This is a genomic window from Parabacteroides sp. MSK.9.14 (genome assembly GCF_019041495.1).
Taxonomy (GTDB): domain Bacteria; phylum Bacteroidota; class Bacteroidia; order Bacteroidales; family Tannerellaceae; genus Parabacteroides; species Parabacteroides merdae.
In genome coordinates, this window is record NZ_JAHPXO010000017.1 from 60,079 (window position 1) to 82,123 (window position 22,045).

The following is a 22,045-nucleotide window of genomic DNA, read 5'->3' on the forward strand; positions in this document are numbered from 1 at the left end:
TTTTTTGTTTTTTAAAACTCTTGCTGGCCTAATACCTTTTCCAAGTCAGCTTTTGCTACCATATAGTCGTAAATAGCTTGGTTGAAATTCAGTTTGGCCTGTGTCAATGCTAATTCCGAATCGTTCATTTCTAACAGAGTCCCGGCTCCTGTGTCGTATCGTTTCTGTGAGATCATATATCCCCGTTCGGCTTGCTCTACTCCCTTTTGTGAAGCGTCGAAACGTTTGACGCAGGTATTCATATTATCTATATACTGCTTGATTGCCAGTTGCAGGTTTCGCTGTGTATCCTCTCTTTGCAGGCTCAACTGTTCGATCGAATTTCTTGTTTGTTTGATCTTATAGAACTTGCTGCCGCCTGAGAAGATAGGAATAGAGAGTGATAAGCCGACCATCGAGTAGGGGTTCCACATATAGTCTTTGAACTTGAAGTCGTTGTTCATGGCTGTCCACTGATATAGTCCAGTGAGCGACAGTGTCGGCAGATAATCGAACTTTTGCATGGTCAGTGTCTTTTCCAGTTGCTTGGCTTGCAAATCCATCTGTTTCAAATCTGTATTATTAGCCAGGGTTGTGTCTGTGGAAAGAAAATCGCCGAATAGATCTTTTTCAAAGTCGGTCAATTGTCCTTCACATTCGATATTTATGTCCAGATCCATGCCTAATAATGCTTTCAATTGCCATTTGGCAAGAACTAATGCGTTTTCTGCCTGCAACATATTGGGTTCGCTGTTCTTTACGGTAACATTGGCGCGTATCAGGTCATATTCGGCAACGGTTCCCTGTTCGAACTTATGCTTGATATCCAGGTAATTTTCCATTGCGTTGTCATAGCTTTCCTTAAATACGCGGTATGAATCGTTGGCAAGAAGCACGCCGTAATACCCTTTCTTTACCTGGTTGACCATAGCAATTTTGGAAGAACGTGCCTGTTCGATAGCCAATTCCACATCGACAGCTGAGATGCTTAGGCTTTTCCAAAGAGCGGCGTTGACAATCGGCATAGAGGCGTTGAAACCGAGATTCCAGTTATTATCACGTCCTACTTCGATCCCTTCATCCATATTCGGCATGTCTTCCATGCCTGGTATTTCGGTACTTCCCATGTCGAAGCCGTCCATATACATCACCTGTTTTTTCAAAGTTCGATTATAGTCGGCAGCAAAACTTACTTGGGGAAATAGGGCGGCATATGAACCTTTCTGTGCATATTTTTTTTTCTGGATTTCCTTGTTAGCCACTTTTACGGTGGGATTTTCGCTCAGCGCGATCTCAAGAGCTTTCTTTATATCGAGAACGAGCGTGTCTTGAGCTTTTACGGTGGTGAAGGCCAGAGAGGGGAGTAACATTATCACTACCCACATCATCTTTTTGGTAATTATGATTTGTCTCATTTAAAATAAGTAAATTTGATTTTTAATAAAATCGTTTGTTCAATCTAATTGCTTCTGTTTATATTTCAACAAGTAACGATCTAAAATGGCAATGCCTTTTTCTGTAGAGATTCCCCGAAGGAAGGTATAAAGAATCGTATTGAACACTTCGGACACGGAATGGTTGGAAAGGGCTTTGGACGGACGGATCATTTTTGCCTGCTCTTTCGCCAGTAAAGCTACAATCTCAAAGTTAATATTCGGTTGAAAAACACCTTCTTTAGCCCCTCGTGACAGTAGTTTTATACATTTTTTCAAAAAGCGGGACTTTTCTTCTTCCGTTTTTTGTAATGCTTTCGGATAACGTTTCAGATCATCATAGAACTTCCGGTTAAACCAGCGAGGCCGTCTCATAAGTTCTTCATAAAAAAGCAAAGCGACTTCTAAGGCTGTTATCGGCTCGGATTCAAGTCGCTTCATGGATAGCCTCATTTTAGTATAACTCAGGTTTATACATTCTGTTAGCAGAGTCTCCTTATCTTCGAAGAGCTCATAAAGAGTCCGTTTGGATATACTCGCGTTATGAGCGATATCATCCATACTGACATTCTTGATCCCGTGTTCCGAAAATAAGTCGAATGCCGTTAACATTATTTGTTCTTTTATGACCATCGATTTTAATGATTACTTTTTATACGATCAGATATTGCAAAGGTCTGTCTAATTTGGAAAACTAAAAAGGTTTATTCTGTTACGGAATTAGTCGAAAACGAATAAAAGGAACCTTTCTTATTCCTGAAAAACCGTTATTCATTGGTAAAAAAATGAAACATTTTTCTGTTTGTTGAAAAAATGTTTACCTTTGCAAGTACACGATTAGTAAATATGTAAAGATGGAAAAACTTCCTTTAATAGAATTGGCGGAACTGAATAAGAGTATTATTTTCCGTGATAGTTTTCAGGATATTTTTTCGATTGCGGATCTGGACGGAGGTATGGATATCGGAGATCCCGACTCGCCTGAGCGTTTTGCTCCGATGCGGTTAAATGCGCTTTTGATGGTGTTGACTTTTGAAGGGACACTTGAAATCCATGTGGATTATGTTTCTTACATTGTCAAACCGAACAGTTTCATAACGATCATGCCTACGCATGCACTCCAACTTGATAGGATCGGTAAAGATTTTAAAGGTCGCTTGCTGATTGCGTCTAAGGAGTTTTTGAACGATTGTAATCCTGGTGGAGGTAACCGGACTCAGGCTATAGCGAACTATATGGAGATCCGTAAGAATCCTTGTACGGAACTGGAACCGGAAGAAACAGCGAAACTGGCCGGTAGCATGCAGGTTATACGGGAGAAGATGAGGGAACGTACTCATTTTTATCAGAAGGAGTTAGTACAGAATGCCTTTATTGGCTTCTTGCTGGACTTAGGGAATATAATGTTAAGCAAGAAAGATCGTTTGATCCGACCGACCCTTTCTCGTAAAGAAGAGCTGTTCGAACAATTCCTGCAATTATTGTTTGAGCATTGTAAGGAGCAGCATGTGGTTACATTCTATGCTGAAAGGTTATTTATTACGCCACAATATCTGTCATTGATCCTGAAGGAGTTGACGGGTAAATCCGCTAATAAGTGGATAGATGATGCCCTGATTGTCGAAGCGAAAATTCTTTTGAAAGCGCCTCAGGCGACTGTCCAGCAGGTGGCGGATATACTTCATTTTTCCGACCAGTCGACTTTTGGAAAATTCTTTAAGAAACATATGGGAATTTCTCCGATGGAGTACCGTAAATCCTGAAGCGGGTGGTACTCCATTTTTCTCTTATCTTTTACTGAACTTATACCAGTTGATCAATTCGGAAATACCATAGATCAAGCAAGCAACTCCGAAAATCACAAATGTGTTGGCGGCTGCTCCGAATGGGTAGGCGAGGATCATGATCCCTGTTATTAAAATCAGGGATGGTATGATATAAAAAACATAGGAAACGGTACTCCATTTGCGGGCAGAAACCAGTGAAATCAGTTGCTGCGCGCCTGCAAGAACCAGTAAAGCCCCTAAAACATACATCAATATGCTAACGAAAAATTGCGGCATGATTACCAACCATGCTCCGAACAGAATACTGCCTGCTCCGTCGATCGGAAACATTGGACTCGGCTCTCCTTCTACTTTTTCACGGGTGAAATAATTTAAGAGTGAGAATAAGCCGGGTATGATAAAACAGATACCGATCGTTATCACCAAGTAAGTAACAGCCGCTTCCGGCCAAAGAACCAATACAAGTCCCAATACGATCGCAAATATGCAACGCAGGACTGAACCATTTAAACTTTTCATCTTATATGTATTTTATACTTTTCTTTAATATAACAACGAAGATACACTATTTTCTTTGGAATGAAAATAAAAATAAATGATACGTTCTTTTTTCAATTGACAAAATGTTATCGCCCTGCTGTGAAAATCTATTTATCAAAAAACAGCTATTCCACTGGATTATAATCAGAAACAGTGCATAAAATCTCCTCAAACAAGGCAGATAAACAGCTCCACATCCCCGTTCCGGTTTCACGAAGACCCGGGTCTCCACCTCCTCCACACCCGGATCTCCCATACCCTTCCACCCGGGTCTGAAGAAACTTTTCAAGTTGTTTTCGGTAAAAAAGTAGCTTGTCTTCATGAAAAAACGAGCCTTTTTTATCTACTTTGTATCAGCTTTTGAACATATCTGTTGTTTTATAAAAGTCTGGTATATAATACTTTATTGCTTTTTGACCATGATGGTTATGATAGATGAATGATAGTTGAAAATAGGAACTGTCATGGAATAACATGCTGTTTTACAAGTATATGAATTTAATTATGATAGTATGATAGTTGTTTTTTAAACAAAACTTTTATATAGAGCTCTGTTTTCGTTACATCCGTTTGATGTACCTTTTTTAAGTTTGTTCGTTTCTATATGAAGAGGATCAGCTTCCTTTTGCTGTCAAAAGGACAAAAGATGTTTTTCTCTCTCCCCTTGTTATATGAATGAAATTATGTAACTTTGCAGTTTTGAAATGCGAGTGTGCAATTAAAAGATAATTAAAATATTACTATCGTGGCAGATACAAAGTACATCTTCGTTACGGGCGGCGTGGTCTCTTCATTGGGTAAGGGAATTATTGCCGCATCATTGGGTAAACTACTTCAGGCAAGAGGTTATAAAGTTACCATTCAGAAATTTGATCCCTATATCAATATCGATCCAGGTACGTTGAACCCATACGAACATGGGGAATGCTATGTTACCGTAGACGGACATGAAGCGGATTTGGATCTCGGACACTACGAGCGTTTCTTGAATGTTCAGACGACCCGTGCAAATAATATCACTACAGGCCGCATTTATCAGAGCGTTATTAACAAAGAACGTAAAGGGGATTACCTGGGAAAGACTGTGCAGGTGGTGCCTCATATCACGGACGAGATCAAGCGCAATGTGAAATTGCTGGGAAATAAATACAAATTTGATTTCGTGATCACTGAAATCGGAGGTACGGTCGGTGATATCGAATCTCTTCCGTTTATCGAAAGCGTGCGCCAGCTGAAATGGGAATTGGGAAAGAATTGTATATGCGTACATCTTACTTATGTACCTTATATCGCGGCTGCAAAAGAATACAAGACCAAACCGACACAGCATTCTGTAAAACAACTGCAGGAGCTGGGTATTCAGCCAGATGTTCTGGTATTGCGTACTGAACATGAGTTGAGTGCCAATTTGTTAAGTAAAGTGGCCCTTTTCTGTAATGTAGCACAGGATGCCGTCATACAGTCTATTGATGTTCCGACGATTTACGAAGTTCCGTTGGTATTGCAGCGCCAGAAGATGGACGAGGTGATCCTGCGTAAGGTAGGACTGGAAGTCGGACCGACACCCGAGATGAAGCCTTGGCATCAGTTCTTGCAACGTAAGGTTGATGCTACTGAAACTGTAAGGATCGGCTTAGTCGGTAAATATGTCGAACTGCAGGATGCTTATAAGTCGATCGACGAATCTCTGTTGCAGGCCGCTATTTATAATGATCGTAAGTTGGATTTGCATTTGTTTCATTCTGAAAAACTGAATGATGGTAATGCCGCCGAATTGTTGAAAGATATGGACGGAATCCTGATTGCTCCGGGATTTGGACAGCGTGGTATTGAAGGAAAATTTGCTGCATTGAAATATGCTCGTGAAAACGATGTCCCTTGCCTGGGTATTTGTTTGGGCATGCAGTGCATGGTGATTGAATTTGCCCGTAATGTAATGGGACTGGCGGAAGCCAACTCGACAGAAATGGAACCAAATACCCCATATAAAGTGATCGACCTGATGGAAGAGCAGAAGAACGTAACCAATATGGGCGGTTCTATGCGTCTGGGAGCATACGACTGTATATTGAAGAAAGGGTCTAAGGCTTATGAAGCGTATGGACAGACACACATCCAGGAGCGCCATCGACATCGTTTTGAATTTAATAGCGAATATCGCGATAAGTTCGAGGCTGCCGGCATGATGTGTGTAGGTGAAAATCCTGAATCGAACTTGGTTGAAGTCGTTGAGATTCCAGCATTGAAATGGTTTGTGGGGGTTCAGTTCCATCCGGAATATAACAGTACGGTCGTTAATCCTAATCCTCTTTTCGTTAGCTTTATAAAAGCTGCAGTTGAAAATAAAAAATAAAAATTATAGATGGATAAAAACACGATAATAGGTTTCCTGCTTATTGGAGTTGTCTTAATTGTATTTACCTGGTTGAACCAGCCTACGCCGGAGCAGATAGAAGCACAGCGCCGGATGCAGGATTCGATAGCCCGGATAGAATATGCAAAGCAGCTGGAACAGCAGAAAGAATTGAATAGAGAAGCAAAAGCGGACGACGAACTGGCCGGTTTGCCCGATTCTGTACGGCTTGCCCGTTTACAGAACACGTTTGGCGTTTTCGCCGATGCAATGATTGGAGAGGAGGGTTCCACTGTTTTGGAAAACGAGCTGATTGAAGTCCGTTTGGCCAATAAGGGAGGGCGTATTGGATATGTCCGCCTGAAAAAATACGATAATTATAAAGGTGAACCTTTAGTGCTTTTCGATGAAAAGGACTCGAAGTTCGATTTTACATTGGTTACGGCTGATAATCGCGTGGTAAATACCGGTGATTTGTATTTTACCCCTGTAAAAGGAAATGACGGGAACAGTATTACCATGCGTCTGAATACGGGCGAAGGCAGCCATCTGGATTTTATGTATACCTTAAAACCGGATGATTATATGTTGCAGTTCTCCATTAAGGGAACCGGCCTGAATGGTGTACTGTCGCCAGGTACGACTGCATTGGACTTGTTGTGGCAACAAAAAATAATCCAGCAGGAAAAGGGGCGTAAGTTTGAAGACCGTTATGCAACGGTATATTATAAATTTATGGCCGACGATGTGGAGTACCTGAGCGAAACCAAGAACGACAGCAAACAATTGTCTAACCGGTTGAAATGGGTTGCCTATAAAGACATGTATTTTTCTTCTATCCTGATCGCCGGAAACGAAGGATTCGAGTCGACAACTATCGATTCGAAGATGTTGCCTGAAGACGGTTCTTTCCTGAAAGAGTATAAGACGACGACTTCCGTACCTTTCGATTTGAAGGGTAACGAAGCGACGGATATGCGTTTCTATTTTGGTCCCAATCAGTTCTCTCTGTTGAAATCTTACGATGATGATGTAGAGAAAGCCGACCAACTGGATCTGGAAAAGATCGTTCCGCTGGGATGGGGTATTTTCCGTTGGGTGAACCAGTATTTCGTCATTCCGTTGTTTAATTTCCTCGGACAATTTATTCATAGCTACGGCTTGTTGATCTTCCTGCTGACGGTTATCGTAAAATTGATCCTGTTTCCGTTGACATATAAGTCTTATATGTCATCGGCCAAAATGCGTGTATTGCGCCCGCAGGTAGAAGAGCTCAATGCTAAATACCCGGGACAGGATAAGGCGGTAGAGCGTCAGCGTGCGATCATGGAACTGTATAGCCGTGCCGGAGCGAGTCCGATGGCAGGATGTGTTCCGATGTTGTTACAGATGCCGATCCTGGTCGCTCTGTTCATGTTCTTTCCGTCGGCTATAGAATTGCGTCACCAGAGTTTCCTTTGGGCACACGACTTGTCTACTTATGATGCGATTGTAAGCTGGAATACATATATTCCTATTATTACACCGTACTTCGGAAATCATATCAGTTTGTTCTGTTTGTTGATGACTGTAACGAACATCATATATACGAAGTTCAATATGGATCAGACGAACACTGGACAGCAGCAGATGCCGGGAATGAAGGCGATGATGTACATGATGCCGCTGATGATGTTGGTATTCTTCAATCAGTATGCATCCGGTTTGACCTACTACTACTTCATCTCCACATTGATCACGATTTTGCAGACTGTAATTTTCCGTTATACGATTAACGAAGATAAGCTGTTGGCCAAGTTGGAAGAAAACAAGAAAAAGCCGATGAAGAAGTCCGGTTTCATGAAACGTTTGGAAGAAGCCCAGAAAGCTCAACAGGCCCAGTTGGAAAGACAGAAACAACAGCGGGAGAATAACCGTCGCCGTTGAGAAGTCGAATCTGATGGGATAAAAAGAATGCCGGTTGCTTTGGAGAGCAACCGGCATTCCTTTTTATGCGGATGCCGATTCATTAGTCGGTTGATACTCCCTATTTTTCAAGAAGGCCAATGCCTTTTCCATATCCTCTGGCGTGTCGATACCGATTGTTTCCTGCTGGGTAATTCCAACTTTTATCTTGTAGCCGTTTTCTAGCCAGCGCAGTTGTTCCAGGCTTTCAGCCAGTTCCAGAGGGGATTGGGGTAAATGGGTAATTTCTTTGAGTGTGTCGGCGCGGTAGGCATATAGCCCGATATGTTTGTAATAGGTATGGTTCGGCAGCCATTCGGTATATTTCCTTCCTCTCATGTAAGGAATGATCGAACGGCTAAAGTACATAGCCTCATTCTTCTTGTTCAAAACTACTTTCGGTGAATTGGCGTTGAATAAGGTCGTTTCGAAATCATCATCCGGGCGAAATGGTTTTACCAGGGTGGCGATTTGGATGCTGTCATCGATGAAACATGCTTTTAGTATTTCGATCTGTTCCGGTTGGATAAAAGGTTCGTCGCCTTGTATGTTAACAACCACATCGTATCCATCTCCGATTTTACAATACGCTTCATAACAACGATCCGTACCGCTTTTGTGTTGGTCGGATGTCATGATGACATTGCCGCCGAAAGCTTGGACGGCTGCTTCTATACGGTTATCGTCCGTAGCTACGCAAACTGAATCAAGCACATTTTGGACTTGTTCGTATACCCGTTGGATCATCGGCTTGCCTGCCAAATCGGCAAGTGGCTTCCCCGGAAAGCGGGTAGAGGCGTAGCGTGCAGGAATTATTCCTATAAACTTCATGATCTATGAATTATAATTTATGATTTATGAAATTATCAATTGTTCACCGTTTTTCCTTCGCTTAACTGAACGACTTTTTCATGTTCTCCAACAATCCATACAATATCCCCCTCTTCAAAAACAGTTGAAGGAGATGGGTTTTTGATGGAAGAGGAACCTCGTTCGATACCGATGACCAGACAGGCAGACCTGTCCCGTATGCCTGATTCCAGAATTGTACGCCCGATCAGATGGGATCCTTCGGCGATGGTGAATTGTTCCATATTGACTTCATGCGTCGTCTGCTCCTTGTCGGTTTGGGCCTTTTTATATCGCTCGACCAGATATTGGCGGAAATGTTCAAGATCGACATCTGCACCGACTACTACCAATTTGTCAAATGGATAGAGACGTTCTTCTCCTCCGGGAATATTAATCCGCTGTTCTCCCCGAATGATCGTTACGATGTTGACATTGCATTTCTGGCGGAAGTTGAGTTCCTTCAAGGTTTTTCCCATGCTGGGGGAGTTCTGCTTTACTTCAAAATCGGCTAAATGAAGGTCGCGTTCCAACAGGTGGTTGGCAAACCGTTGGTTGATCGGAGCTTTCCGCTCGTTCTCCAATTCACGTGCGGAGAGGTTACTGAAAAAATGTCGTTCCATCAGGATGGATTGTCTTTTCAGCCGTTTGGATAAAATGACAATAACGATGACGGTTGCTGCGATCGCCAGTACGATACCGACTGTGGCATTCAACAAACGGGCGACGGGCAGCATGACTAGGCCGATACATAATATAATACGCAAAATGACCAATGAAACCAATGGTCCCCGGTTGTACTTGCTGTCCAGCCATAATTGTTGGAATTCGGCGGAATGGTTCTTCTTCATCATGATCGCACGCAGCATGGGAGCTATTAGTAGTAGGATCAGAACGAGTGAGATACCCGCTCCCCGTATGCCCGGAAGTTCTTTCATGATAAAAGGAGCTATGAACTGAAGCCAGATAAAGATCAGGACAAGGGTAACGGCTGTATAAGTGCCGACTATGCGGATCAGCGCCTTCAACAGTTTATTCCAGGCGCTTTTCTGATGTATGGTATTGGAACCGGAAGAATAACGTTCGAGAAATTTCATCCATGACTTCGGTATGATCCGGTCGGCAACCCGGCATGCAGGTTCTGCCATACGAATCATGTAAGGCGTAAAGAAAGTCGTGACAACTGAAACCGCTACGACAATAGGATAGAGGAAATTATCGGTTACCCCTAATGACAGCCCCAACGATGCGATGATAAAAGCAAATTCGCCTATTTGAGCGAGAGAAAAACCAGATTGTATGGCAATCTTGACCGGTTGTCCAGAAAGCAAGACCCCGAAGCTGGCAAATAATATTTGTCCGGTCATTACGACCAACGTGAGGATCAGGATCGGAATTTTGTATTCCCACAGCAATGCCGGATCGATCAACATCCCGACAGAGACAAAGAATATGGCTCCAAAAAGATCTTTTACTGGTTTGATAATATGTTCGATATGTTCCGCATCAATGGTTTCTGCCAAGATAGATCCCATGACGAAAGCTCCCAAAGCGGAAGAAAAACCAGCTTTCGTGGCAATGATAACCATTCCGAGGCATAATCCCAGGCTGACGATCAACAAGGTCTCGTCATTCAGGAAAGTCCTGGCTTTTTTTAGAAAAGAGGGAATTAGATAAATGCCGATAACAAAACAGAAAAGCAAAAAGACTCCCAGTTTGATCACACTGTTGAGCAGTTCCATTCCCTCTACGTGTTTACTGACTGCCAATGTAGACAGTAAAACCATTAGTAAAACGGCAAACAGATCTTCGACAACAAGGATTCCGAAGACCACTCCGGCAAACCTCTGATTGCGTAGTCCCATATCGTCGAACGCTTTGAAAATAATGGTTGTAGACGACATGGAAAGCATTCCCCCGAGGAAAAGGCTGTTCATATGTCCCCAACCTAAAGATAATCCGGTAGTATAGCCAAGTGTCATCATGCCTATCACGATGGTAATAGCTCCGATCACAGCTGTTCCGCCGACTTTCATCAGCTTTTTGAAACTAAAGTCGAGTCCTAAAGCGAATAAGAGGAAGATTACGCCTATATCAGCCCAGATACGGATACTTTCTATATTCGTGACAGTCGGTATTTGCGTGATAGACGGACCGGCAAGAATTCCGGCTACGATATATCCGAGTACGACCGGTTGCTTTAACCATTTGAAAAGCAAGGTGACCAATCCCGCTGAAATCAGTATGACAGCAAGATCCGATATAAGAGAAGGTATTTGAGACATGCTTTCATTGTTTTTTCTGTTGGCAAAGTTATGTATTTATTTTAATTTTGCCGATCTAAAAAATTGCCAAAATGAAGAAGATGCATCCGATAGAAGCGTTGATAGAGCAGGGGGAACACCAACAACTTGATTTTAAATTCGAAGTGAGCGACAGTAAGAAGATTGCGCGTACGCTGAGTGCTTTTGCCAATACCGACGGTGGACGTCTCCTGATCGGTGTGAAAGATAACGGGAATATCTCCGGTGTCCGAAGCGAAGAAGAATATTATATGATTGAAGCGGCCTCCAAGATGTATACCCGCCCGGAAGTCCCCTTTGAGGCGACACGCTGGGAGGTGAACGGCAAAACGGTTCTTGAGGTGTACATCGCCCCCAGTCCGGATAAACCGCATACCGCTCCCGATAAGGATGATAAGTTTAAAGCCTACATAAGGGTCGCCGATGAAAATATTTTGGCAAATGAAGTGTTGGTGCTTGCCTGGCAGAAAAAGCATAAACCGGACGGGACTTTATTGAAGATAAGCAAACCTGTGGAACGTTTGTTTGCTTATCTGGATGATCATCCCCATATCAATATCAGCCAGTTTTGCCGGATCGGGCGGATCAATTATTATACCGCGAAAAACATTCTGAGCGATCTCCTGGCCATGAACACCTTGCAATACCTTGTAATAGACAAGCATATCTTATATCAACGCGTCCCTGCGTAGAAAGTGCCAAAACGGCCGTGTCTTAAAGGTTTTCCACATACACTTGTGCATTCTCAAAACGGACAACTTTGACCTTGCCCCCTTTCTCTATAAAGCCTGATTCGGAAATCCCGTCATAAAATACTCCGTCGACCGACACTTTCCCGGAAGGACGCAATACGGTTGCGGCTGTACCTTCTTTCCCGACTAACGAAGATAAATCAGGGGATGATATCGCATTTTCCAAATCTGTATTTAGCGCGACTTTCCGGAACATTCCCCGATGTCCGATTTTATTAGACAGCCAGATCATCAGGCTGAAGCCTGTCACTAATCCGACCAGGACTGTCAATGTCGCTTTCCCGATCTCTTTTCCGCTGACTCCTTCGAAATCGAAATGATCGTTGTTCAGTAAGCCCATGACTAGGCCGCCGATAATCAATATGATACCGCTAATTCCGGCAACCCCGAATCCCGGAATGATGAAGATTTCCACTGCGAGCAATAGAATGCCGATGATAAAAACCAGAATCTCCCAGTTTGCCGCCAGCCCATCTATATAGAGTGGTGCAAAGTAGAGGATTGCCGCCAGCAGGGAGGCAGCAGAAGGGAAACCCAGTCCTGGCGTTTGCATTTCAAAATAAATACCGCCGATGATAATAATGATCAAAATAGACTGAAAAATAGGATTCATCAAAAATCCTTTTAAATCGTCCTGCCAACTAGGGATATAACTTTTCATTTTGTAATCTTTATATCCCAAATATTGCGTGATTACTTCATCCGGATTTTCTGCTATACCGTTGCAATATCCCCACTTTTGAGCCTCCTGTGCTGTGAAAGTAAGGACTTTTCCTGTGTCTATCAGATTTGGAATGGCAACCCGTTCGTCTACCATCGCTTCGGCTATCAACGGGTCTCGTTTCCATTTGTATAAGGTGTCGTTTTTTTGGACGATTGTATCTTGTCCATGCGCTTCGGCTGTCGAACGCATCATGGAACGCATATAGGATTGGTATTTGTCTGGCATTGCTTCCCCTGTTGGGTTCACGACGGTGGCTGCCCCGATATTTGCACCTTTCCGCATATAAATTTTTTTACATGCGATGGAAATGAGCGCCCCAGCAGAAGCCGCATTGTTGTCGATGAAGACATAGACAGGGATGGGGTTGTACAAAATAGCCGTACGCATCGAGTCTGCAGCATCTACCTGGCCGCCGTATGTGTTCATATGGATCAGGACGGCGTCTGCACCCAAAGCGTAGGCTTCCGCTAAACCATTGCTAAGATACAGGCGTGTGGTGTTGCTTATCTCTTTTTTTATATCGATTTTATATATTAGCGGGTGCAAGGTGTCTGCCGCTGATATAAATGGAGCTATCTGAACCAATATGATAGCTAAAAAAAGTCCTAAATTTTTCTTCATTTTATATTATTCTCCATCTCTTTTACATGTTGTACGAATTTGTAACATACATGTTGTGAATTTTGTATTTTAGTTGTTGCAAAACTTGTAAATACTGCTCATTTTCAATACTGTTTGTTATAAATGTATTAAGTTACGATTTTTAATATTAATAATCATCAAACCGCATTGTATTTAAAATATTATTCCTACATTTGTAATGTCCTTCAATGGTGAAGGATAATGCCAAACCGGTATTAAACATATAAAAAAATAAGTAATATGAATGCGTTGCAATTTCAGAAAAAATTATTGAGCATGCAAGAAAACATGATGAATTTTGCATTAATGCTCACCGCAAATCGGGATGACGCCCAGGATTTGATGCAAGACACAACGCTGAAAGTTTTGGACAATCAGGAAAAGTTTGTAGATAATATTAATTTCAAAGGATGGGTCTTAACTGTGATGCGTAATATCTTCATAAATAACTACCATAAAATCGTTCGTACACAGACTGTCGTTGACCAGGGTGTCGACCTGTATAATCTGGATGTAGTGAATGACTCAGGTTTTGATTCTCCTGACGGTGCTTATCAAATCAAAGAGATAACAAAAGCGATAAACAGCCTGAACGATGAGTTGAAAATCCCGTTCTCCATGTTTTTGAGTGGTTACAAGTATAATGAAATTGCAGAGAAGCTATGTGTACCTCTGGGAACGGTTAAAAGCCGTATCTTCTTCGCTCGTCAGGAATTGCAGAAAGTCTTGAAAGATTTTCATCGAAGTTGAGGTGAAGTTTAAAATAAATATGTGAAAAAATAAACGGGAGTATCCAAGGGGTGCTCCCGTTTATTTTTATTACTTTTGGCTCAAAATTTTAAACGGAAATGAGAAGTTTTGCAAGTGATAACAATTCGGGTGTTCATCCTTTGGTGATGGATGCCGTGATAAAGGCGAACGATAACCATGCTGTAGGATATGGTGACGATCCCTGGACAGCAGCAGCTACTGCGAAAATTAAAGAAGTGTTTGGCGAAATGGCATCGCCTTTTTTTGTTTTTAACGGAACAGGGGCGAATACTGTAGCTTTGCAGGCTGTGACACGTCCGTTCAATAGTATTTTGTGCGCTGAAACAGCTCATATCAATGTGGACGAGTGTGGTGCTCCTGCCCGTATGACTGGTTGTGCTATCGTGACGATTCCGGCTCCGGACGGAAAACTGACGCCGGAATTGATCAAACCTCGTCTGCATAATTTCGGTGTCTGCCATCATTCGCAACCGAAAGCTGTTTATATTTCACAGGTTTCCGAGTTGGGGACGATTTATACGATCGAGGAGGTCAAAGCGATTGCTGATCTGTTGCATTCTTATAACATGTATCTGCATATGGACGGTGCACGTTTGGCGAATGCCTGTGCTTATCTGAATTGTTCGATGCGGGAGGTGACCGTCGATGCCGGGGTGGATATCCTGAGTTTCGGGGGAACTAAGAATGGGATGATGATGGGAGAGGCTGTGGTTTCTTTCCGTCCTGAGATAACTGAGAATTTGCAGTATTTCAGAAAGCAATCTGCCCAATTGGCTTCCAAACTGCGTTATCTTTCCTGTCAGTTTATTCCTTATCTGGAAAATGACCTGTGGTTGGAAAACGCACGGAAAGCAAATAGTAGTGCTTATCGCTTGGCTGAAGCTTTGAAAAAATATCCGCAGATACGGTTTACCCAGAAAGTAGAATCCAACCAGCTTTTCTTTACCATTCCCACGGAACCGCTGAAGAAGTTGCAAGAAAAATATTTCTTCTATATGTGGAATGAGGAAATCAATGAAGCCCGATTTGTCACTTCGTGGGACACGACGGAAGAGGATATTGACGATATGATACGGACGTTGGACGTCGTGTTTGGTTGACGGCTACCCCTATGAGTTTCCTGATGAGGATTTATCTTGCCGGACTCATGGAAAGTTGTTACTTTTGTGGCCTAATCTATAAATCCGGCGATAAAATGAAACAGGCGGTTTGGTTGGCGGCGGCATTGATGATGTTGTTGCCATTGGGAAAAGTCTACTCGAAGGAGAGAAGCGAGCGCGAGAATAATACGTTGCGCATTATGAGTTATAACATCCGTAACGGTAGAGGAATGGACGATGTGACCGACTTTCGGCGTACGGCGGCAGTGATCAATAAAGTTTGTCCCGATGTCGTGGCAGTACAGGAGATCGACAGTGTGACAGGCCGTAGTGGAGGAAAAGACGTCTTGCGGGAAATTGCCGGACTCACCCTGATGCATCATATGTATGCCCCGGCAATTGATTACGATGGAGGGAAATATGGTATCGGCATGTTGAGCAAGGAGAAACCTCTTGGCTATCGTTATCTGCCCCTGCCTGGAAGGGAAGAAGCCCGTGCGCTGCTTGTCGTAGAATTTGAAAAGTATATTTATTGCTGTACGCACCTTTCGCTGACCGAGGAAGACCGGATGCTTTCCTTGCCGGTCATCAGGCAGGTGGCGGCTTCGGCAAACAAGCCTTTCTTTATAGCCGGCGATATGAATGCGCATCCCGGTTCGGAGTTTATCCGGCAACTGCAGAACGATTTTGTGATCCTGACGGATACGAAGATGCCGACTTTCCCGGCTGATAGACCTGACGAAACTATTGACTATATTGCTGTCTATGCGAAAGATACGACTGCCTTTACCCGCATCTCATCCCGTGTATGGGATGAGCCGGCCGCTTCCGACCACCGCCCAATCATCACGGATATTATCTTCAATCAGCCTGCGGGCAAGATATTCCGTACGGAGCCCTATCTGCAAAATCCTGTAGGAAATGGAATTACGGTCATGTGGCAGACTACCGTCCCGACTTATAGCTGGGTGGAATACGGAACCGATAAGGAGCACCTGCAGAAGGCTCGTACGATCGTGGATGGGCAGGTGATCTGCAACAATCTGCAAAATAAAATCAGACTGGACGGACTGGAACCGGGAAAAACCTATTATTACCGGGTTTGTTCGCAGGAAATCATGCTCTATCAGGCTTATAAGAAAGTGTTTGGAGAAACAGCCGTTTCTGATTTTCATACTTTTACTTTGCCTACTACGACGGACACCGATTTTACGGCCATTATATTCAACGACCTGCATAAACATTCCGAGACTTTGCAGGCACTGTATAAGCAGGTGAAGGATTTGAAATATGATTTTGTCGTTTTCAATGGTGACTGCATCGATGATCCGGCCAATCATGACGAGGCTACCTGTTTCCTCAGTGAACTGAACGAAACGGTCGGAGCCGACCGGGTGCCTGTCTTCTATATCCGTGGCAACCATGAGATACGCAATGCCTATTCGATCGGCCTGCGCAGTCTTTTCGACTATGTGGGCGATAAAACCTACGGCGCTTTCAACTGGGGCGATACGCGTATCGTCATGTTGGATTGCGGTGAAGACAAACCGGATACGCATTGGGTCTATTATGGGCTGAATGATTTTTCAGACCTGCGTAAGGCACAGGCGGGTTTCCTCAAGGAAGAGTTGGCGTCCAGAGCCTTCAAGAAAGCCTCTAAGCGGGTGCTGATCCATCATGTTCCCATCTTTGGGAAAGGAGAGGACTATGATTCGTATAATCCTTGCCGGGACGAGTGGGGAGCGATCCTTGAGAAAGCACCGTTCGCTGTCAGTATCAATGCGCATACTCATCGTTTCGCTTATATCCCTGAAGGTGCTGACGGAAACAACTATCCTGTCGTAGTGGGTGGCGGTTACCGGATGGATGGAGCTACGGTGATGATTTTGCAGAAGAAAGGAAAGGAGATGACTCTTCGTGTGCTGAATGCTAAAGGAGAAACATTAAAAGAACTGAATTTATAATAGACGAATAGTAAAGATATGAAACTAAACCTGGAAGAGCAGGAAGAAACGATTGAACCGGTCGAAAAGACCGATCTGATTTATGGTATAGACGACCGTCCCCCTTTTAAGGAAGCCCTGTTTGCCGCTTTACAACATTTGCTGGCGATCTTTGTGGCGATCATTACGCCCCCGTTGATTATTGCCGGAGCCTTGAAGCTGGATCTCGAAACAACCGGTTTTCTGGTTTCGATGGCACTCTTTGCATCTGGCGTCTCGACATTCATACAGTGTCGCCGGATTGGTCCGGTAGGGGCGAAGTTGCTTTGTATCCAAGGAACGAGTTTTTCTTTCATCGGTCCGATCATAACGGCCGGACTGGCAGGAGGATTGCCCCTTATATTCGGGGCGTGTATTGCGGCAGCCCCGATCGAGATGGTAATCAGCCGGACATTCAAGTATATGCGTTCTATCATAACTCCACTGGTATCGGGCATCGTGGTGCTGCTGATCGGACTTAGCTTGATCAAGGTTGGAGTCGTTTCATGTGGCGGCGGCTATGGTGCGATGGATAACGGGACGTTCGGGAGCATCCGGAATATAGGGGTGGCGGCGACAGTGTTGCTGAGTGTCCTGTTCTTTAACCGTTGCAAGAACAAGTATCTTCGTATGAGTTCGATCGTATTGGGGTTGTGCATCGGTTATGCGCTGGCCTACTTTCTCGGTATGGTCGATATGGCGGCGGCTTCTTCGCAAAGCCTGATGGGATTCAATATCCCGATGCCTTTCAAATATGGGTTGGACCTGAATTTCTCCGCCTTTGTCGCTATTGGCCTGGTGTATCTGATTACGGCGATCGAAGCTACCGGCGATGTGACGGCCAACTCGATGATCTCAGGAAAGTCAATAGAAGGAGAGGACTACCTGAAGCGTGTTTCGGGCGGCGTGCTGGCAGATGGAGTGAACTCCTTTATTGCCGGGATTTTCAACTCTTTCCCCAATTCGATCTTTGCGCAGAATAACGGTATTATCCAGCTGACGGGAGTTGCCAGCCGGTATGTCGGATATTATATCGCCGGTATGTTGGTGCTGTTAGGGCTGTTCCCTGTTGTCGGTGTTGTCTTTTCCTTGATGCCTGACCCGGTGTTGGGTGGGGCGACCTTATTGATGTTCGGTACGGTTGCGGCTGCCGGCATACGGATTATCGCATCGCAGGAAATCAATCGGAAGGCGACTTTGGTTTTGGCGGTCAGCCTCTCGCTTGGCTTGGGAGTGGAGCTGATGCCGGATATCCTGAATACGGCGCCGGAAGCTGTAAAGGGTATTTTTTCGTCCGGGATCACAACCGGTGGACTTGCCGCTATTATTGCAAATGTATTGATACGAGTCAAAGAAGATAAAACAGAATAAAAATGGAATTACTAAAACAACGTATTCTGCAGGATGGCAGATGTTTTCCGGGAGGGATTTTAAAGGTTGACAGCTTTATTAACCATCAGATGGATCCCATGTTGCTTTATAAGGTGGCAGAAGAATTTATTTACCGTTTCCGGGATGCGGATATCAATAAGATCGTGACGATAGAAGCAAGTGGTATCGCTCCGGCGATTATGGTGGGATACATCATGCATCTGCCTGTCGTTTTTATCAAGAAAAAACAACCGAAGACGATGGAGAATATGTTGTCTACCGTTGTCCATTCGTTTACGAAAGACCGCGATTACACGGTGTGTATCAGTAACAACTTTCTGACTGCCGATGACCGTATCCTCTTTATTGACGACTTTCTGGCATATGGCAATGCCGCAATGGGCGTGCTCGACCTGGTGAAACAGTCTGGCGCCAAGCTGGAAGGGATGGGCTTTATCATCGAAAAAGCATTCCAGAAGGGACGCGATGTGCTGAACGAAGCGGACGTGCGTGTAGAAAGCCTTGCCATTATCGACAGCCTGGAAAACTGCACGATCACCATCCGCTAATGATTTAAGCCGTTGGGAGATTACGGCAGCGTGAAACGCATGCATGCCGTATTCTTCATGATCGGTAAACTCAGTATCTTTTCAGGGGGCAGTTTCTCCAGCTGCACGATGATGGCACGGTTGAAGCCCCCATGTCCGATCGCCAGGATCCGTTTTCCCGGAAACTCCTTTTTCAGGAAGTCGACAAAATCTCCCGCTCTTTTGTATAGGGCTTCTATGGTCTCCACGCTTTCCGGCAGTGTCGTAAAATCCATCTCATCCGCTACTTTCCCGGTATATATGCCCCAATCCATTTCGCGAAGAAGAGGAGTCGCCACCGGCTGCAATCCTTTCTGCCGGGCGACGGCCATTGCTGTGTCGTAGCTACGTGCGAGGTCGCTGCACACGATCACGTCCAGCTCCTCCTTGTCCAGCGTTTCTGCTAATGCTTTGGCCTGCTGCTTGCCCAGTTCCGACAGATGGCCGGGGAGCTGGCCTTGCATAATATGCAATTTGTTTTCTTCCGTCTCGCCGTGGCGGCTCAGGATCAATTCTATCTGACTCATATCCGTTTTTTTATTTGGTGGTAAAGGTAAATAAAAAAAAGAGAACCAATTGCTTGATTCTCTTTTTACTGGTTGCGGAGGCAAGACTCGAACTTACGACCTTTGGGTTATGAGCCCAACGAGCTACCACTGCTCCACTCCGCGATATAGTTGCGATCATTCCCGATTGCGAGTGCAAAGGTACAAAAATATTCTTACAATCCAAATTTATTTACAAATAGTTTGTGAAATATTCTTGTACCCCGGTTCTCCGGCCTTAAGAAACAGCATTTTGATAGCTTATAAATCTTCTATCGAATCATGATTTTCTGTTTCGTATAGCCTCAGTTTGCTTTTCAACCGATTCACCTCCTGTTGCAGAGATTCTACCCGGCCCAGCAAATGATGGATGGCGTCGATCCCCTCTATGTTGATAGACAAGTCGTAATACATACGAGTATATCGTTCTACGTCATACAATTGGGAGGCGGGAAGGTAGCTTTCCCCTTCTACCGTGTCTATCTCTATCAGGCCGCCTTTTTGTAATAGGTAGAGAAACGATGGTTCGATATGGCATATCCGGCAATATTCACTGACTATGATTAAATCTGTTTGCATAACAATCTCGTTTTTTAATTAAGACTTTGTATTTCGCGGAACAATTCTTTTTGTTTGTCCGTCAGGTTGGTCGGGATGTCGATGGAGTAGGTCACTATCATATCGCCGAACTTTCCTTCTTCCTTATAAACAGGGAATCCTTTTCCTCTCAACCGTACCTTGGTGTTGTTTTGGGTTCCCGGTTTGACTTTGAGCTTGGCTTTACTGTCCATTGTCTCGACAATCTGTTCGCCGCCGAGGATTGCCGTATATAGGTTTAAAGGAACAGTGACGTACAAGTCATCGCCCACTCGTTTGAACCGGCTGTCTTCCGGGATATGGAAGGTGATATACAAATCGCCTGCCGGCCCGCCATTTACACCCGGTCCGCCCTGTCCTCTCAGCTTGATGGTCTGTCCGTCGGCGATACCAGCCGGGATGGTGATACGCAGGTTTTTGCCGTTTACGGTGATGATCTGCTTGTGTGTCTTGGCAGCATCTGTCAAAGAGACCTGCAATTCTGTCGTGTAGTCTTGTCCGCGGAAACCGTGGCTGTGTCTGCCTCTGCCACCCATGCCGCCGAACATCTGTTCGAAGAAGTCGGAGAATTCGCTGCCGTCGCCGGAGCTGCTCCAGTAGGCTCCTCCGCCTTGCCCGTTTTGATATTGGCGATATTGCTGCTGTTGGGCTTCGAACTCGTCGGCGTGTTTCCAGTTTTCTCCATACTGGTCATATTTCTTCCGTTTCTCCGGGTCGCTGAGCACCTCATTGGCTTCATTTATTTCCTGAAACTTGCGGTGAGCGTCCGGATCATTCGGGTTCAAGTCGGGATGGTATTTCCGCGCAAGCTTTTTGTACGCCTTTTTGACGTCGTCCTGCGAAGCGCTTTTGTCTACTCCCAAAATTTTGTAATAATCTATATAGGCCATATTTATATATGTTATTAAGTCTGCTTCTTTTTCTGAATTTAATGCATATATAGAATAACAACAAATGTGCCAGAGAGTTCATGCCGGACTTAGCGCCTGTTTAAATTTTGTTCGACACTGTTTTGCTGTTTGTTTCCGAGGCTATTTATCTGTTTTCTTTATCGATGACAACACAAAGGTAGGGCCTCACGGCAGGCTGGAATACGCTTTCGGGAATATCGGCGAATATCGGTGAAGATAGGTGCAGAAATAGGTAGAATATAAATGCTATTATATTTTGAATATCAGCAATTATTGCTTATCTTTATAGGGCAATAAAACAATGGGATTATGATGCTGAATGAATTCGAAGTCAGGAGTTACGGGTGGCAGGAATTGGCGGTCCTTTACGGTCCGGATTTGATGCCGGCATCGGCTGGCAAACGGTTGTCCAAATGGGTGGGGGTCAATCCGGAGCTAAAGGCGGAGCTGCAAGGTAACGGTTGGAGGAAGGGGAAGAAGATGTTGACTCCCCTACAGGTGAGGACGATCGTGCAATATCTGGGTGAACCTTGAAACAAGGGACTTCTGTGTGCGAAGTAAGGGACTTCGGCGTGTCAAACCACGAAGTTCGGGAGGTAAAAGACCGGACTTCCGGATGCGAAAGAAGGGATTTTTCTCGTACCAGTCGTATCTTTGCCTATGCCGGTTTAAAAAAACGGTGCAAGGAAATACGGAAATAAGCCTATATATATATATTAATATATTTATTTTAAGATGTAGGATTGAACCACAAGTGACGGAAAACCTCTGTAAGGCGCTTGTAATGAATGGTTTATATTGTGCTATTGACTGCACCGTTTTTATTTGAGATGAAATGTCGGATGTAGAGTCTGTTGCTATTTCCTTCAATAACA

At 44.2% G+C, this 22,045-nt stretch carries 20 protein-coding genes and 1 tRNA gene; 10 read left to right on the top strand and 11 right to left on the bottom strand.

What is annotated here, in order from left to right:
* Window positions 1-11: 11 nt before the first annotated feature.
* Both KTG12_RS10685 and KTG12_RS10690 read right to left on the bottom strand, forming a co-directional pair.
* A complete protein-coding gene (locus KTG12_RS10685) occupies window positions 12-1,394 on the bottom strand; it encodes a TolC family protein (protein ID WP_005641163.1) in 1,383 nt (460 codons plus the stop codon).
* A 39-nt stretch (window positions 1,395-1,433) separates the two neighbouring features.
* Window positions 1,434-2,045, bottom strand: coding sequence for a TetR/AcrR family transcriptional regulator (locus KTG12_RS10690; protein WP_005641161.1), 612 nt, complete (start codon window positions 2,043-2,045; stop codon window positions 1,434-1,436).
* Window positions 2,046-2,266: 221 nt separating this feature from the next.
* On the opposite strand from KTG12_RS10690, the gene KTG12_RS10695 reads away from it, so the two are divergent.
* Window positions 2,267-3,175 (top strand): AraC family transcriptional regulator, encoded by a 909-nt coding sequence (locus KTG12_RS10695; RefSeq protein ID WP_216945436.1) that lies wholly within the window; start codon window positions 2,267-2,269, stop codon window positions 3,173-3,175.
* A gap of 24 nt (window positions 3,176-3,199) precedes the next feature.
* On the opposite strand, the gene KTG12_RS10700 is transcribed toward KTG12_RS10695, so the two are convergent.
* The gene (locus KTG12_RS10700; protein WP_005641157.1) at window positions 3,200-3,718 is read right to left on the bottom strand and encodes an HdeD family acid-resistance protein; all 519 of its coding nucleotides are present in this window, start codon (window positions 3,716-3,718) and stop codon (window positions 3,200-3,202) included.
* 46 nt (window positions 3,719-3,764) lie between these two features.
* Window positions 3,765-4,061 carry a hypothetical protein gene (locus KTG12_RS10705; RefSeq protein ID WP_227225845.1) on the bottom strand — a complete coding sequence of 99 codons (297 nt, stop codon included), beginning with the start codon at window positions 4,059-4,061 and terminating at the stop codon, window positions 3,765-3,767.
* A gap of 423 nt (window positions 4,062-4,484) precedes the next feature.
* On the opposite strand from KTG12_RS10705, the gene KTG12_RS10710 reads away from it, so the two are divergent.
* Window positions 4,485-6,092 (top strand): CTP synthase, encoded by a 1,608-nt coding sequence (locus tag KTG12_RS10710; RefSeq protein WP_005651232.1) that lies wholly within the window; start codon window positions 4,485-4,487, stop codon window positions 6,090-6,092.
* A 9-nt stretch (window positions 6,093-6,101) separates the two neighbouring features.
* Entirely contained in the window at window positions 6,102-8,018 is a 1,917-nt protein-coding gene (yidC, locus tag KTG12_RS10715; RefSeq protein ID WP_138272957.1) for a membrane protein insertase YidC, read from the top strand.
* A 63-nt stretch (window positions 8,019-8,081) separates the two neighbouring features.
* Here the strand turns inward: yidC and kdsB are convergent, their stop codons facing one another.
* On the bottom strand, window positions 8,082-8,867 hold the full coding sequence (gene kdsB / locus KTG12_RS10720) for a 3-deoxy-manno-octulosonate cytidylyltransferase (RefSeq protein ID WP_005651239.1): 786 nt from the start codon (window positions 8,865-8,867) through the stop codon (window positions 8,082-8,084).
* A gap of 35 nt (window positions 8,868-8,902) precedes the next feature.
* Complete coding sequence (locus KTG12_RS10725) at window positions 8,903-11,170, bottom strand: cation:proton antiporter (RefSeq protein ID WP_005641143.1); 2,268 nt, start codon at window positions 11,168-11,170, stop codon at window positions 8,903-8,905.
* A 71-nt stretch (window positions 11,171-11,241) separates the two neighbouring features.
* Here KTG12_RS10725 and KTG12_RS10730 point away from each other — a divergent pair, with 71 nt between their 5' ends.
* Window positions 11,242-11,880, top strand: coding sequence for a helix-turn-helix domain-containing protein (locus KTG12_RS10730; RefSeq protein WP_119215433.1), 639 nt, complete (start codon window positions 11,242-11,244; stop codon window positions 11,878-11,880).
* Between the two features lie 22 nt (window positions 11,881-11,902).
* On the opposite strand, the gene KTG12_RS10735 is transcribed toward KTG12_RS10730, so the two are convergent.
* On the bottom strand, window positions 11,903-13,285 hold the full coding sequence (locus KTG12_RS10735) for a nodulation protein NfeD (RefSeq protein WP_122204349.1): 1,383 nt from the start codon (window positions 13,283-13,285) through the stop codon (window positions 11,903-11,905).
* A gap of 261 nt (window positions 13,286-13,546) precedes the next feature.
* Here KTG12_RS10735 and KTG12_RS10740 point away from each other — a divergent pair, with 261 nt between their 5' ends.
* From KTG12_RS10740 to xpt, 5 genes are all read left to right on the top strand, one after another.
* Complete coding sequence (locus tag KTG12_RS10740; RefSeq protein ID WP_005641140.1) at window positions 13,547-14,056, top strand: RNA polymerase sigma factor; 510 nt, start codon at window positions 13,547-13,549, stop codon at window positions 14,054-14,056.
* Between the two features lie 98 nt (window positions 14,057-14,154).
* Window positions 14,155-15,177 carry a low specificity L-threonine aldolase gene (locus tag KTG12_RS10745; RefSeq protein WP_005641139.1) on the top strand — a complete coding sequence of 341 codons (1,023 nt, stop codon included), beginning with the start codon at window positions 14,155-14,157 and terminating at the stop codon, window positions 15,175-15,177.
* A gap of 95 nt (window positions 15,178-15,272) precedes the next feature.
* Window positions 15,273-17,141 carry an endonuclease/exonuclease/phosphatase family protein gene (locus KTG12_RS10750; RefSeq protein WP_022322385.1) on the top strand — a complete coding sequence of 623 codons (1,869 nt, stop codon included), beginning with the start codon at window positions 15,273-15,275 and terminating at the stop codon, window positions 17,139-17,141.
* A gap of 18 nt (window positions 17,142-17,159) precedes the next feature.
* A complete protein-coding gene (locus KTG12_RS10755) occupies window positions 17,160-18,530 on the top strand; it encodes a nucleobase:cation symporter-2 family protein (protein WP_005641137.1) in 1,371 nt (456 codons plus the stop codon).
* 2 nt (window positions 18,531-18,532) lie between these two features.
* Complete coding sequence (gene xpt / locus KTG12_RS10760; protein WP_005641135.1) at window positions 18,533-19,099, top strand: xanthine phosphoribosyltransferase; 567 nt, start codon at window positions 18,533-18,535, stop codon at window positions 19,097-19,099.
* Window positions 19,100-19,119: 20 nt separating this feature from the next.
* Here the strand turns inward: xpt and KTG12_RS10765 are convergent, their stop codons facing one another.
* The 4 genes from KTG12_RS10765 to KTG12_RS10780 all read right to left on the bottom strand — a co-directional run bounded on the left by KTG12_RS10765 (window position 19,120) and on the right by KTG12_RS10780 (window position 21,149).
* Window positions 19,120-19,644, bottom strand: a complete 525-nt coding sequence (locus tag KTG12_RS10765) for a histidine phosphatase family protein (RefSeq protein ID WP_022322384.1) — start codon at window positions 19,642-19,644, stop codon at window positions 19,120-19,122.
* A gap of 69 nt (window positions 19,645-19,713) precedes the next feature.
* Window positions 19,714-19,788 (bottom strand) — tRNA-Met (locus KTG12_RS10770).
* Between the two features lie 135 nt (window positions 19,789-19,923).
* Window positions 19,924-20,241 carry a chaperone modulator CbpM gene (locus tag KTG12_RS10775; protein ID WP_008150563.1) on the bottom strand — a complete coding sequence of 106 codons (318 nt, stop codon included), beginning with the start codon at window positions 20,239-20,241 and terminating at the stop codon, window positions 19,924-19,926.
* A 14-nt stretch (window positions 20,242-20,255) separates the two neighbouring features.
* Window positions 20,256-21,149: a DnaJ C-terminal domain-containing protein gene (locus KTG12_RS10780; protein WP_022322383.1), complete on the bottom strand. Its 894-nt coding sequence runs from the start codon at window positions 21,147-21,149 to the stop codon at window positions 20,256-20,258.
* A 330-nt stretch (window positions 21,150-21,479) separates the two neighbouring features.
* On the opposite strand from KTG12_RS10780, the gene KTG12_RS10785 reads away from it, so the two are divergent.
* Window positions 21,480-21,704: a DUF4248 domain-containing protein gene (locus KTG12_RS10785; protein ID WP_005641125.1), complete on the top strand. Its 225-nt coding sequence runs from the start codon at window positions 21,480-21,482 to the stop codon at window positions 21,702-21,704.
* Window positions 21,705-22,045: the final 341 nt, after the last annotated feature.